The organism is Phyllobacterium calauticae (assembly GCF_019991125.1).
GTDB lineage: Bacteria > Pseudomonadota > Alphaproteobacteria > Rhizobiales > Rhizobiaceae > Phyllobacterium > Phyllobacterium calauticae.
In genome coordinates, this window is sequence record NZ_JAGENB010000002.1 from 654,438 (window position 1) to 667,603 (window position 13,166).

The 13,166-nt window shown below is 58.8% G+C and carries 14 protein-coding genes; 7 read left to right on the forward strand and 7 right to left on the reverse strand.

What is annotated here, in order from left to right:
* Nucleotides 1-31: 31 nt before the first annotated feature.
* A complete protein-coding gene (locus tag J1W56_RS09055) occupies nucleotides 32-1,096 on the reverse strand; it encodes an LLM class flavin-dependent oxidoreductase (protein WP_223613478.1) in 1,065 nt (354 codons plus the stop codon).
* A gap of 155 nt (nucleotides 1,097-1,251) precedes the next feature.
* Nucleotides 1,252-1,893, reverse strand: coding sequence for an NAD(P)-dependent oxidoreductase (locus tag J1W56_RS09060; RefSeq protein ID WP_223612961.1), 642 nt, complete (start codon nucleotides 1,891-1,893; stop codon nucleotides 1,252-1,254).
* Nucleotides 1,894-2,042: 149 nt separating this feature from the next.
* On the opposite strand from J1W56_RS09060, the gene J1W56_RS09065 reads away from it, so the two are divergent.
* Both J1W56_RS09065 and J1W56_RS09070 read left to right on the forward strand, forming a co-directional pair.
* Nucleotides 2,043-2,459 carry a winged helix-turn-helix transcriptional regulator gene (locus J1W56_RS09065; RefSeq protein ID WP_223612962.1) on the forward strand — a complete coding sequence of 139 codons (417 nt, stop codon included), beginning with the start codon at nucleotides 2,043-2,045 and terminating at the stop codon, nucleotides 2,457-2,459.
* Between the two features lie 272 nt (nucleotides 2,460-2,731).
* Nucleotides 2,732-2,923, forward strand: a complete 192-nt coding sequence (locus J1W56_RS09070; protein WP_223612963.1) for a DUF3008 family protein — start codon at nucleotides 2,732-2,734, stop codon at nucleotides 2,921-2,923.
* Between the two features lie 21 nt (nucleotides 2,924-2,944).
* Here J1W56_RS09070 and J1W56_RS09075 read toward each other — a convergent pair whose 3' ends face one another.
* Nucleotides 2,945-3,841, reverse strand: a complete 897-nt coding sequence (locus tag J1W56_RS09075) for an extensin-like domain-containing protein (protein ID WP_223612964.1) — start codon at nucleotides 3,839-3,841, stop codon at nucleotides 2,945-2,947.
* A 295-nt stretch (nucleotides 3,842-4,136) separates the two neighbouring features.
* On the opposite strand from J1W56_RS09075, the gene rpsD reads away from it, so the two are divergent.
* The 4 genes from rpsD to J1W56_RS09095 all read left to right on the forward strand — a co-directional run bounded on the left by rpsD (nucleotide 4,137) and on the right by J1W56_RS09095 (nucleotide 7,799).
* Nucleotides 4,137-4,754 (forward strand): 30S ribosomal protein S4, encoded by a 618-nt coding sequence (rpsD, locus tag J1W56_RS09080; protein WP_105732437.1) that lies wholly within the window; start codon nucleotides 4,137-4,139, stop codon nucleotides 4,752-4,754.
* A 178-nt stretch (nucleotides 4,755-4,932) separates the two neighbouring features.
* Complete coding sequence (locus tag J1W56_RS09085; protein WP_223612965.1) at nucleotides 4,933-5,862, forward strand: glutaminase; 930 nt, start codon at nucleotides 4,933-4,935, stop codon at nucleotides 5,860-5,862.
* 256 nt (nucleotides 5,863-6,118) lie between these two features.
* Nucleotides 6,119-6,982, forward strand: a complete 864-nt coding sequence (ttcA, locus tag J1W56_RS09090; protein ID WP_223612966.1) for a tRNA 2-thiocytidine(32) synthetase TtcA — start codon at nucleotides 6,119-6,121, stop codon at nucleotides 6,980-6,982.
* Nucleotides 6,972-7,799: an inositol monophosphatase family protein gene (locus tag J1W56_RS09095; RefSeq protein WP_223612967.1), complete on the forward strand. Its 828-nt coding sequence runs from the start codon at nucleotides 6,972-6,974 to the stop codon at nucleotides 7,797-7,799. The genes ttcA and J1W56_RS09095 overlap by 11 nt, the downstream gene beginning before the upstream one ends.
* Nucleotides 7,800-7,808: 9 nt before the next feature.
* Here J1W56_RS09095 and J1W56_RS09100 read toward each other — a convergent pair whose 3' ends face one another.
* Together J1W56_RS09100 and grxD are read right to left on the reverse strand one after the other, a co-directional pair.
* Nucleotides 7,809-9,014, reverse strand: coding sequence for a multidrug effflux MFS transporter (locus tag J1W56_RS09100; protein WP_223613479.1), 1,206 nt, complete (start codon nucleotides 9,012-9,014; stop codon nucleotides 7,809-7,811).
* Between the two features lie 140 nt (nucleotides 9,015-9,154).
* A complete protein-coding gene (gene grxD / locus J1W56_RS09105; RefSeq protein WP_105732441.1) occupies nucleotides 9,155-9,487 on the reverse strand; it encodes a Grx4 family monothiol glutaredoxin in 333 nt (110 codons plus the stop codon).
* 175 nt (nucleotides 9,488-9,662) lie between these two features.
* On the opposite strand from grxD, the gene J1W56_RS09110 reads away from it, so the two are divergent.
* Nucleotides 9,663-10,406, forward strand: coding sequence for a phosphodiester glycosidase family protein (locus J1W56_RS09110; protein WP_223612968.1), 744 nt, complete (start codon nucleotides 9,663-9,665; stop codon nucleotides 10,404-10,406).
* A gap of 13 nt (nucleotides 10,407-10,419) precedes the next feature.
* On the opposite strand, the gene J1W56_RS09115 is transcribed toward J1W56_RS09110, so the two are convergent.
* A complete protein-coding gene (locus tag J1W56_RS09115; protein ID WP_223612969.1) occupies nucleotides 10,420-10,653 on the reverse strand; it encodes a BolA/IbaG family iron-sulfur metabolism protein in 234 nt (77 codons plus the stop codon).
* A 43-nt stretch (nucleotides 10,654-10,696) separates the two neighbouring features.
* Complete coding sequence (gene purL, locus J1W56_RS09120) at nucleotides 10,697-12,928, reverse strand: phosphoribosylformylglycinamidine synthase subunit PurL (RefSeq protein ID WP_223613480.1); 2,232 nt, start codon at nucleotides 12,926-12,928, stop codon at nucleotides 10,697-10,699.
* Nucleotides 12,929-13,166 lie beyond the last annotated feature (238 nt).

Here is a 13,166-nt window from a genome sequence, read left to right on the forward strand (position 1 = left end):
CGGCGGGACTGAAATCCCGCCGTCACTGGTTCTAAGCCAATGCTGCTTCTTCGGTTTTCACGGTCTGGCCAAGCTCCTTGCGGATAACGGGGGCAACTTCCGTCCCGTACAGCTCGATAGCCCTCAGCGTGTTCCTGTGCGGCAGGCTGCCGAGATCGATCTGCAGCAGGAAACGGTCATGCTTGAAGTAGCTGTGCTGCAGCATGATCTTGTCGATGACCTCCTGCGGTGAGCCGACCAGGAGCGCACCGCGCGGCGTGCGGCCTGCTTCGAACTGCGCCCGGTTGCTTGGCGGCCAGCCGCGTTCGCGGCCGATCTTGTTCATCACCACCTCATAGGACGGCCAGTAGCCGTCCGCTGCGACCTGCGATGTCTCGGCGACATAACCATGCGAGTTGATGCTGACCTTCAGCGTCTCCGGCGCATGACCGGCCTTTGCCCCGGCTTCACGGTAGAGATCGACCAGTGGTGCAAAGCGATGCGGTTCGCCGCCGATGATGGCTACAGCGAGCGGCAGGCCGAGTGTACCCGCCCGGATGACCGAAGCAGGGGTACCGCCGACGGCAATCCATACGGGCAGCGGGTCCTGCAGCGGGCGCGGATAAACGCCGAGATTGCTGATCGGCGCACGCAGATTGCCTTTCCAGGTCACACGTTCGCTGGCACGCAGTTTCAACAGCAGGTCGAGCTTTTCCGTGAACAGCTCGTCGTAGTCGTTGAGGTCATAGCCGAACAGGGGGAAGGACTCGATGAACGAGCCGCGCCCCGCCATGATTTCCGCACGGCCCGAGGAGATCAGGTCGAGAGTCGCATATTCCTGGAACACGCGAACCGGGTCTTCCGAGCTCAAGACGGTCACGGCGCTGGTCAGCCGGATATTCTTGGTGCGTGCAGCACCCGCCGCCAGAACCACGGCGGGCGTGGAAATGACGAAATCCGGGCGGTGATGCTCGCCGATCCCGAACACATCGAGGCCAACCTGATCCGCCAGTTCCATCTCTTCCAGCAGGTTCTGCATGCGCTGGTGCGCATCGATGGCAACGCCGCTCGTCGGGTCAGGGCTCATGCCCGCAAATGTATAGATGCCGAGTTCCATGATCTTCACCTTCATGTCTTGTGTTGCTGCTTAGGTAAGCACGGCCCGGTTGCTTGTGAAGAACGCACATTGGGGTTGCCGAGGCACCAAAAGGAAACCGCCCCGGATGGGGGCGGTCTGCATAATGTTACGGTGCGTGGTTCGTGCAATCGATATCAGTATCCGACGGTGAAACGCTGCCTGACGTGTTTTGGCGTCCCGGCTTCATCGAGAATGGCGACGGCAAGGTCAGCCACGCTGACGGTGCTGTGGCCTTCGGCGTTGACCACGGGATTGTCCTTGCCAAGCCGGTAGGTGCCGGTGCGTGGGCCAGGCACGAGGGCGAATGGCGGAGAGACAAAGCTCCAGTCCAGACCGTTTTCCGTCTTCAGGTCGTTCAGGGCCTGACGGGCACCGAGGGCGCCTTCACGATATTCGGCAGGAAAATCAGGGCCATCGACAAATTGCTTGCCTTCCTGATTCAACAGGCTGCCAGCGCCGCCGACAACGATCAGGCGCTTGACGCCCGCCTGCTTGGCGGCCTCGGTGATTGCCTTGCTCGCCTTGATATGAATGGCCTGAATATCAGGCTCGCCCCAGCCCGGATTGTAGGCCGAGAGTACGATGTCGTGGCCCTTCAGCTTTTCAGTGAGGTCGGCGACATCGAGCACATCCGCCTTGACGGCCTTGACGCCATCGCGCTTTTCAACCTTGTCGGCATTGCGAACGAGCGCTGTCACGCTATGGCCGCGCGAGACAGCTTCCGGCAGAAGTTCTTTGCCAATGAAGCCGGTGGCGCCGATCAGTGCGATTTTCATTTTGATCTCCTGGGTGCTTGGGTACGGTTTGTTTTCTGGTTACTATTGATAACCATCTATGCTAGAAGCTGCTTCCTGTGAAGAACGCACTTTTTCCGTTTCAGGGAACACGGAAGTAACCGGCCTGGAAACACTGGAGATTTTATCCGATGAGTATACATGCGAAACCCGATGGTGATGTGCCTCTGCTGTCAACCTCGGCTGCGATGGTCGCCGACAGTGCAGGCAGATGCCCGATGCGGGAAGTGCTCGACATTGTCGGCGACAGCTGGAGCCTTCTGGTGATCATCAATCTTCAGGACGGTCCGCGCCGCTTCAACGTGCTGCGCCGCATGGTGGAGGGGATTTCGCAGCGCATGCTGACGGTCACGCTGCGTTCGCTGGAGCGTGACGGTCTGGTATCGCGCACCGTCAAGCCGACATCGCCGCCGGAGGTCACCTATGCGCTGACCCCGATCGGCCATTCGATTGCCGTTCCCATCGGTGCCCTGGGCGACTGGGCGGTGAAGAATCGTGATCATTTGCGGCAAGCCCGCACGGTTTTCGACGAGGCGCAGCAGGGATAGGGGTTTCGTGGTTATGTATGCTTTGACTGCTGCAGAGTCAGTGATGCGTGGTTCGACAAGCTCACCATGAGGGAGAGTGAGGATTGCAGGGAGTCAAGTTCTGCAAAGTTGATGAATAGTGTCTGCAATGTTTCCGGTTAGCCTTGCAGCCACCCATCTCCCTCATGGTGAGCTTGTCGAACCACGCACGATGGTTTTGCAGGTTGCTGTCTCGGAACCCTCCCGCAGCATGAGCGTTGTTTCCCCGTACGAAACTGACAGGGAGACAGACAATGCCTGCAAAATCCCAGGCGCAGCAGAAAGCTGCGGGCGCGGCCTTGTCCGCCAAGCGCGGTGAGACCAAGAAAAGCGACCTCAAGGGTGCATCGAAAAGCATGTATAAGTCGATGAGCGAAAAACAGCTGGAAGAATTTGCCGAGACGGCGCGTAAAGGTCTGCCCGAGAAGGTCAAGCCCAAGAAATAAGAGCGAGGGTGCGCGTTGCCATCACTGGCAGATGCGCGCCTTGCATGCCTTGCCGTGGCAGCCGAGATCAAGATGCAGATTGTCCTGATGCGCGGCGTCACCCTCCGGTCCGATCACCGTCATGAACCGCTCGCAACTCGTCTTGTGGATCGAGCGCCAGAAGTCCTGCTCTTCCGGCGTGCCTTTCCAGCCGGAGCCGAGTTCCGTGGTTTTGCCGTTGGTGAACTTGAATGAAACGATATCGAGCGCATTGGCAAAAGCGTGTTCCGATATGCGGCCCTTATTGCCGTTGTTGACCTTGCGGCACTGGTAGTCGGAACCGGTTGCAATGCTTGCGATCCCGGCGCCGAAGGATGCCTGCGCGGCTTTCTCCACATCGCCGATCCAACCGGCGAGCGTTCCGGCCATGGTGCAGTTGGTGGTGATGGGCGCGGCAAACTTTACCGGATTCTCCTTGCCGATGGCGGTGATCCTGAGCGGCGAGCGTTCGCCGCACGTGCCTTCGGCAAGCGGCGGGACAATTTCACCCTGGACATCGCCGTTCATCAGTGCGGGACAGGCATTCTGGTATATCCGGTCGGGCGATGTTGCGGGATCGGCTTTCTCCGCCGTGTCCTCGTCATCCGGCTTTGAATCAGCTTTGGCATCCGCCGGACGATCCGGGCCGAACTGTTCCGCCGGTCTTACCTCGGGCTTTTCTTCCGGTTTGGGCGTTTCTTGTGCAGGCTCGCTGCCCGGTTTGCTTTGCGGGACCGGTGGTACAACGGGTAGCGCGGGCCGGCTGGCTGCATTGTGATGCCGCCGCTGGCGCGCATCGGCAATGTCAGCCGTGCCGAGCAAAGCCGTTGTTGCAAAACATGCGGTGAGGGATAAAAGGATCAATGTCGAGCAGTGCGACTGCTGTAAGGATAGGGTCATTTCCGGCTCTACTCCTGTTAAGCGTCTAGCCTAACGTCTGATGCGCCGGATCGGTTTCAAACTTTATAAACCCGTGAAATGCGCCGTCTCGCTTGACATCGCGAAACCTTCACACTAGAAGCCACCCCAGCGCAGGGCTTAACAGCTCTGCGTTTCATTTGACGTGTCCCGTGAGTGATTTCGCAAAGCGTGCGTGAATCATTCTGTCAGTCTTCAAAAACAGGAGGCAGAGGAGGGCGCGTTTCCTTGAATCGGGGCGCAAGCTTCGATTTGTGTTTGGTTGAAAGGAAATGCGATGAGCAAGCGCGAATCGTCCAAGTATAAAATTGATCGCCGTATGGGCGAAAACATCTGGGGCCGTCCGAAGTCCCCGGTTAACCGTCGTGAATATGGTCCCGGCCAGCACGGTCAGCGCCGCAAGAGCAAGCTTTCCGATTTCGGCGTACAGCTGCGCGCCAAGCAGAAGCTCAAGGGCTTCTACGGCGACATCTCGGAAAAGCAGTTCCGCAAGACCTACGAAGAAGCCGCCCGCCGCAAGGGCGATACCGGCGAACAGCTGATCGGCCTGCTCGAGTCGCGCCTGGATGCAGTGGTGTACCGCGCCAAGTTCGTTCCGACGATCTTCGCTGCGCGCCAGTTCGTTAATCACGGCCACGTCAACGTCAACGGCCGCCGCGTCAACATCCAGTCCTACATCTGCAAGGCAGGTGACGTGATTGAAGTGCGCGAAAAGTCGAAGCAGCTCGTGATCGTTCTGGAAGCCGTTCAGCTTGCTGAGCGTGACGTTCCTGAATATCTCGAAGTTGATCACAACAAGATGGTTGCCAAGTACACCCGCGTTCCGGCCTTCTCCGATGTGCCATACGCCGTACAGATGGAACCGAACCTGGTTGTCGAATTCTATTCGCGGTAACGCATAACCCCAAAAATCTTCTTGAATTTTTGGAAAGGATTATGCGTCACTCATGTTGGTACTGCGTCCTTTATGCGTCCAATAGGACGCATGGCGCAGTACGCAGTTCTGAGTTTAAGAAAAGCCGCCCCGAGAAATCCGGGCGGCTTTTTTTGTCTTATCCCTTGCCGGAGCGCGCATGACCGATCTTCAGGATGTCGTCGACAGTGTCTATCAGGATCTTGCCAGCCGCATCGGCGAAGGCAAGCTGGCGGATTATATTCCGGAACTGGCCACGGTCGATCCGAAACAGTTCGGGCTGGCCCTGTGCACCGTCGATGGTCAGGTGCATACAGCCGGCGATGCCGACACGTCCTTTTCCATCCAGAGTATTTCCAAGGTGTTCACGCTGACACTGGCGCTCGGCAAGATCGGCGACGGATTGTGGAAGCGCGTTGGCCGCGAGCCCTCGGGCAATGCCTTCAATTCCATCGTCCAGCTGGAGCAGGAGAAGGGCAAGCCGCGCAATCCGTTCATCAACGCCGGAGCGATCGCCGTGGCCGATGTCGTTCTGGCCGGGCACCTGCCGAAGGAGGCAATCGGCGAAATCGTCCAGTTCATCCGCTATCTCGCCGATGATGAGACCATCGCCATCGACCACGATGTGGCGCGGTCGGAGACCAATACGGGTTATCGCAACGTGGCGCTGGCCAATTTCATGCGCTCCTTCGGCAATCTGAACCATCCGGCCGAACACGTGCTTGGCGTCTACTTCCATCACTGCGCCATCGCCATGTCCTGCCGGCAACTGGCCCATGCGGGGCTGTATCTGGCCTCGGCGGGCCGCAATCCGCTGAGCGGCGGCAGTGTCGTGTCATCCGGCCGGGCACGCCGCATCAATGCGCTGATGCTGATGTGCGGGCACTATGACGGCTCGGGCGATTTCGCCTATCGCGTCGGCCTGCCCGGCAAGAGCGGCGTTGGCGGCGGTATTCTCGCCATTGCGCCCGGCAAGGCATCGATTGCCGCCTGGTCGCCGGGGCTGAACGAAAACGGCAATTCGCTGCTTGGTTCGGCTGCACTGGAACTGCTGGCGCAAAGGACCGGCTGGTCGGTGTTCGGGCAGTAATTTCATAAATTTGCACGACCAACGTGCGTGGTTCGACAAGCTCACCATGAGGAAGATGGAGGACTGCAGGGAGTCAAGCTCTGCAGCGTTGGTGATTATCTTTGCAATCCTCACTCTCCCTCATGGTGAGCTTGTCGAACCACGCACAAGGGTGATGCAACAACAGGCTTCACCTTAACTTCAGGCTTGGCATGCGGCGAAACATTGCTTGCGTTCGGACTTTGGCCAAGGCAATGAAGGCGCCAGAGGTGTTACGATGACCATTCACGATCAGGAATTGACCGATGCCGCCGGTTGCCACCCGATGTTTCTCGGGGTGCCGTCCAATGTCGAGTTCAACAAGCTGCGCAAGCGCCTGTTGCGCAATACGCGGCAGGCCATCGACGATTTCGCCATGGTCAAGCCGGGCGAGCGCTGGCTGATCGGGCTTTCCGGCGGCAAGGATTCCTACGGGCTCCTGGCATTGCTGCTCGACCTGAAATGGCGGGGCCTGCTGCCAGTCGAACTGCTCGCCTGCAATCTCGATCAGGGACAGCCGAATTTCCCCAAGCACATCCTGCCGGATTTCCTTGCGAAGAACGGCATCGAGCACCGCATCGAATACAAGGACACCTATTCCATCGTCACGGACAAGGTGCAGGAAAACCAGACCTATTGCTCGCTTTGTTCGCGTCTGCGGCGCGGCCATCTCTACCGTGTGGCGCGGGAAGAGGGCTGTTCGGCGCTGGTACTCGGCCATCACCGCGAGGACATTCTCGAAACCTTCTTCATGAACCTCTTCCATGGCGGCAGGCTGGCAGCGATGCCGCCGAAGCTGCTCAATGATGAGGGCGATGTCATGGTGCTGCGGCCGCTGAGCTACTGCGCCGAGGACGACCTGGCAAAATTTGCCGCCGCGATGCAGTTTCCGATCATCCCCTGCGATCTCTGCGGCAGTCAGGACGGCCTGCAGCGCAACATGATGAAGGCAATGCTGACCGATATTGAAAAGCGCATGCCGGGCCGCAAGGAAATCATGATCCGCGCGCTTGCCAATACGCGACCGAGCCATCTTCTCGACCGGAGCATCTTTGACTTTGCCGGTCTTGCCACACACGGAGCCGAAGCCAGTGCAGTTTAATGACAATGACATCGATTGGTTGAGTGATCTGCTTGCCGCCGTTGCGATTCAGGAAATCATGCCGCGCTTTCGCCAGCTCGGCACCGGCGATATCAAGCAGAAGACCTCGGCGCTCGATCTGGTGACGGAAGCCGACACCAGCGCCGAACGGGTGATCACGGCGCGGCTGCGCGAGCGTTATCCCGATGCCTTCGTGCTGGGGGAGGAAGCCTGCGAACTCGATGCATCGCTGCTCGGCAAGCTGAAGGATGCGCCGCTGGCTTTCATCATCGACCCGGTCGACGGCACCTATAATTTTGCCACCGGCGTGCCACTGTTCGGCGTGATGCTTGCGGTCGTGGTCAATGGCGAGACGGTGGCCGGGATCATTCATGATCCTGTCGGCAAGGACTGGATCATCGGTGTCAAAGGGGCGGGGAGCCACATCCGCTCGGCCTTCAATGTCAGGCAGAAAGTGTCTGTCGCGCCGCCAGCAGCGATCAGCGAGATGCTGGGTGCCATTTCATGGCAGTTCCTGGCTGATCCTCTGCGGTCGACGCTGGCGCGCAACCATGCCAAGTGCAAGGCATCGTTCGGTTTCCGCTGTGCGGCGCATGAATACCGGCTGATTGCCTCGGGCAATGCGCATTTCGCCATCTTCAACAAGCTGATGCCCTGGGATCATCTTGCCGGTGTGCTCATCCATCAGGAAGCGGGCGGCCATGCGGCCCGCTTCGATGGAACAGCCTATCTCCCGAGGCATCTGGACGGTGGCCTGCTGATTGCGCCCGACAAGGCGAACTGGCAGGATTTGCGCCGGACTCTTTGGTCTGAATAATCCGCGGATCTAAACCCGCGGATTATGGGGATGGAAGAGCTTGCCCTTCTCGGCAATCAGCACGAACATCAGACCGATCACCGAAACAACGAAGAAGCCCAGGACGAGCGGCAGGGTTGTCCCGTCATAGGACTGTCCGATGATGGCGCCGATGGCGCCGCCGCCCGCCGTTCCCATAAACCCAAGCACTGACGACGCCGTGCCGGCGACATGGCCGAGCGGCTCCATGGCGAGTGCATTGAAGTTGGAGCCGATCCAGCCGAACTGGAACATCGCCATGGCGAAGAGCAGGAGGTAGATCGGGAACGGTGTCGGATGCGGACCGAATATGGTCAAGAGCAGCCAGACCGTGTTGATCGTCAGGAAGCCCATCAGCGCACCATGCGACAGGCGGCGCATGCCGAACCGGCCGACAAAGCGCGAGTTCACGAAGGACGAAAACGCCATCATGATCGCGATGGATGAAAACGCCACCGGGAACCAGATGCCGAGATCATAGATGCCGATATAGATCTGCTGGGCCGAGTTGATGAAACCGAACAGCGAGCCGAACAGGAAGGCGCTGGCCAGCGTATAGCAAAGCGCCACCCGGTTGGTCAGAACGATCTTGAAGCCCTGCGCAACCGATGCCAGCGTAAACGGACGCCGGTCGGCGGGATCAAAGGTTTCCGGCAGGCGGAAATACATCCAGACGGTCACAGCGGCCGCCACGACAGCCATGAACATGAAGATCAGGTGCCAGTCGCCGAACAGCATGACGGCCTGACCCGTGCCCGGTGCGATAACCGGTACGATCATGAACACCATCATGATCAGCGACATGACTTCGGCCATCTGCCGCCCGCCATAGACGTCACGGACGATGGAAATGGTGATGACGCGGGTGGCGGCCGAACCGATACCCTGGATCAGGCGGAAGAGGAGCAGGGAGGCAAAGCTTGGCACGAAGGCCGCGCTGGCTGCGGCGATGACGTAGACAACCAGACCGAACAGAAGCGGCTTGCGGCGGCCGAAACGATCGGACAGCGGGCCATAGAACAGCTGCGATACCGAGAAACCGAGCAGATAGGCTGAAATCACGTATTGCCGGTGGTTTTCATTCGTTACGCCAAGGCTCGCGCCGATCTGCTGCAAGCCGGGCAGCATGATGTCGATGGCAAGCGCGTTGATCGCCATGAGCATGGCCATCATTCCGATGAATTCGACCTTGCCCATGCCCATCAGGCGCGGCGCTGTCGTTTGTGTGGTGGTATCCATTATGAGACCTGCAAAACAAAGACAAAGGCGCTGGAACAGCCAGCGCCTTGAGAAAAAGATTCCGGATTTCCCCGGAACCGATTGAAACTGTTGCGTAGTCAGGCCGCCTTGGTGGCGATGCCTTTTTCGCTGAGCAGGGTTTGTAGCTCGCCTGCCTGGAACATTTCACGGATGATATCACAACCGCCGACGAATTCGCCCTTCACATAAAGCTGCGGGATGGTCGGCCAGTTGGAATAATCCTTGATACCCTGACGCAGTTCATTGGATGTCAGAATATTCACGCCTTTGTAATCGACGCCGATGTAGTCAAGAATTTGCACGACCTGGCCCGAAAAGCCGCATTGCGGAAAGCCCGGCGTTCCCTTCATGAAAAGGACGACGTCGTTGCTCTTGACCTCATTGTCGATAAATTCATTGATACCGCTCATTTCGGCAACCTTTCATACCAAATGACAACGAATCGTCATCAATGGTCCAAATTGATCTCGTTTAAACAAATAGCGCTTCAAATCTGGCAAAACAAGGCTGGTCACTGTGTCATCTCGTATCATTATAGCGGTCAGCTTCGTCGTTCTGGCAATTTTGGGAGGAATTTTCTGGTTCATGCGCCCGGTATCGCCGCCCAAGCCTGCCCCCAACCCGCCAATCAATATCTCCGATGGCGATCTGCCCGACATTTGCCGGAAGATGACCTTCGAGGATGTCGATTCCATCGTCTGTGAGATCGACCTGCGCTCGCATCGCATCGATCTGGTGCGCACGGGTGCCGACGGCGAACCCTACGGATCGCTGAAGACATTCATGGAATCCCGTCTGCTGGACACACGCCCGATCCTGGCGATGAATGCAGGCATGTATGAAAAGGACCTTTCTCCGGTCGGCCTCTATGTTGAGGACGGCAAGGAGACATCGGAACTGCAGACCGATGACGGCGACGGCAATTTCTACATGAAGCCGAACGGGGTTTTCTTCATCGGGAAGGACGGTTCCGCCGGCATTCTGGAAACAGCGGCGTTTGATGCCGCAAAGCCCGATGTCCGCATAGCCACCCAGTCGGGGCCAATGCTGGTCATCAACGGGCAGGTGCATCCGCGGTTCGAGCCGAACGGAACATCACGCCTGATCCGCAACGCCGTCGGCGTTCGCGACGCCAACACGGTTATTCTGGCAATATCCATCGAGCCGGTGAGTCTGGGAAGTTTCGCCCGTCTGTTCAGGGACGGGCTGAATTGCGCCAACGCGCTCTTTCTCGACGGTACGATCTCGGCAGTCGCCAATAACCGCAAAACCCTGATTGGCGGGATCGACCCCGTGGGGCCGATTCTCGCCGTATTCGCAAAGAAGTGATTATTCGAAGTGATTATTCCGGGGCGCTGGTCTGCAGGGCGAGGGCGTGCAGGACGCCCCCCATATTGCCCTTGAGCGCATCATAGACCATCTGGTGCTGCTGAACGCGCGACTTGCCGCGAAAACTCTCGGCGACGACTTCCGCGGCATAGTGATCACCATCGCCTGCCAGATCGCGAATGGTCACCTGCGCGTCAGGAATCGCGTCCTTGATCATTTTCTCGATGTCGCGCGCGTCCATAGCCATGTTCTGTCTCCCAAACTTTCGCCTGTCCTTTACCGGGACAGGATCATGCAGCCTGTGTTTCTTCGCCGTCCTGACCGCTCATGTAGTCAGGGAACCACGATTCGTGTGCTTTTGTCAGGTCTGCTACTGATATGGAGGCGAGGCCCTCGATCGTCAATGTGCTGCCGCCGACAGTGCCCAGCTTGCGGAACGGAACGCCCGACCCCTCGGCATTGAGCGTGATGAAATTGGCCATGTCAGGCGCAACGGCAATGAGATAACGCGCCTGATCTTCACCAAAAAGCAGGGCATGTGCCGGGCCTTCACCGACGGTGACCTTGGCGCCCTTGGTGGAAGCCATGCACATCTCGGCGAGCGCGATGCCAAGCCCGCCATCGGACAGATCATGGCAAGCGGTGATCTGGCCGTTGCGGATGGCGGAGCGGACAAAATTGCCGTTGCGCTTTTCGATGTTGAGGTCGACCGGCGGGGGCGGGCCGTCGGCACGGCCATGCAGGTCGCGCAGGTAGACCGACTGGCCGAGATGCGTGCCGTCACCGCCGATAAGGATCAGCACGTCACTCTCGTGCATGCCGCCGATCTTGGCTGTCTTCGACCAGTCGGGGATGAGGCCCACACCGGCAATGGTGGGCGTCGGCAGGATCGCCTGGCCGTTGGTTTCGTTGTAGAGCGACACGTTGCCGGAGACGATGGGGAAGGCGAGCGCGCGGCAGGCATCGCCGATGCCGCCAATGGCCTTGACCAGCTGTCCCATGATTTCAGGACGTTCCGGATTGCCGAAATTGAGATTGTCGGTGGCAGCGAGCGGTTCAGCGCCGACAGCCGTCAGGTTGCGCCAGCATTCGGCGACAGCCTGCTTGCCGCCCTCATAGGGGTCGGCTTCGCAGTAGCGCGGGGTGACGTCGGAGGAGAAGGCAAGCGCCTTGCTGCGGTGACCCTCGACGCGCACAACGCCGGCATCGCCGCCGGGTACCTGCAGCGAGTTGCCCTGAATCAGTGTGTCATATTGTTCGTAAACCCAGCGGCGCGACGACAGATCGGGCGAACCGATCAGCTTCAGCAGTGCGGCGCCGTAATCGTCGACATCGGGAACGCTGGCAGCGGGCAGCGGTGCGTGCTTGCCGGGTTCCATCCATGGACGGTCATATTCGGGCGCCTGATCGCCAAGATCCTTGATCGGCAGATTAGCGACTTCCTCACCCTGATGGATGACGCGGAAGCGCAGATCGTCAGTCGTGTAACCAACGATGGCGAAGTCCAGACCCCATTTCTTGAAGATCGCCTGGGCTTCCGCTTCCTTTTCCGGACGCAGAACCATGAGCATGCGCTCCTGGCTTTCCGACAGCATCATTTCATAGGCGGTCATGCGCTCTTCGCGCACCGGCACGTCATCGAGGTTCAAGCGGATGCCGAGATTGCCCTTGGCACCCATTTCCACGGCGGAGCAGGTGAGACCCGCGGCGCCCATGTCCTGAATGGCGATGACGGCACCCGATGCCATCAGTTCCAGCGAGGCTTCGAGCAGGCATTTTTCCGTGAAGGGATCGCCGACCTGAACGGTCGGGCGCTTCTCTTCGATCGATTCATCGAATTCCGCCGATGCCATTGTGGCACCGCCGACGCCATCGCGGCCGGTCTTGGCACCGAGATAGACAACGGGAAGGCCGACGCCCTTGGCTTCGGACAGGAAGATCGCATTGGTCTTGGCAAGGCCGGCGGCAAAAGCGTTGACGAGGATGTTGCCGTTGTAGCGGGCATCGAAATTGACTTCACCACCGACAGTGGGAACGCCGAAGGAATTGCCGTAACCGCCGACACCTTCGACGACACCTGAGACGAGGTGACGTGTCTTGGGGTGTGACGGTGCGCCGAAGCGCAGCGCATTCATGGCTGCAATCGGCCGTGCGCCCATGGTGAACACATCGCGCAGGATACCGCCGACACCGGTCGCCGCACCCTGATAGGGCTCGATATAGGACGGGTGGTTGTGGCTCTCCATCTTGAAGACAACGCAGTCGCCATCACCGATATCGACAACACCGGCGTTTTCGCCGGGACCCTGAATGACCTGCGGTCCGGTTGTCGGCAGGGTACGCAGCCATTTCTTCGAGGATTTGTAGGAGCAATGCTCGTTCCACATGGCCGAGAAGATGCCGAGCTCGGTAAAGCTGGGTTCACGTCCGATCAGGTCGAGAATGCGTTGATATTCGTCCGGCTTGAGCCCGTGCGAAGCAACGAGTTCCGGCGTGATCTGGATTGTGTTGGAGAGAACCATCGGTAATACCAATTCCATTGCGCTTTTCTTGGGTTCTCTTAGAGCAATTTGCGCGGGGAATACACCGTCTAAGGCGGAAAAATTGTCGCTTGCCGCGTTTCGTCAACAGGTGGTGTCGGATGGCAAATCGTATCAGCCTTGCTTGGCGCTTGGTACGTGGTTCGACAAGCTCACCATGAGGGACGTGGCTTGGCTGCAATGCCAATCGCAAAGGGTGCAGAATATAACTCCTTGCAAT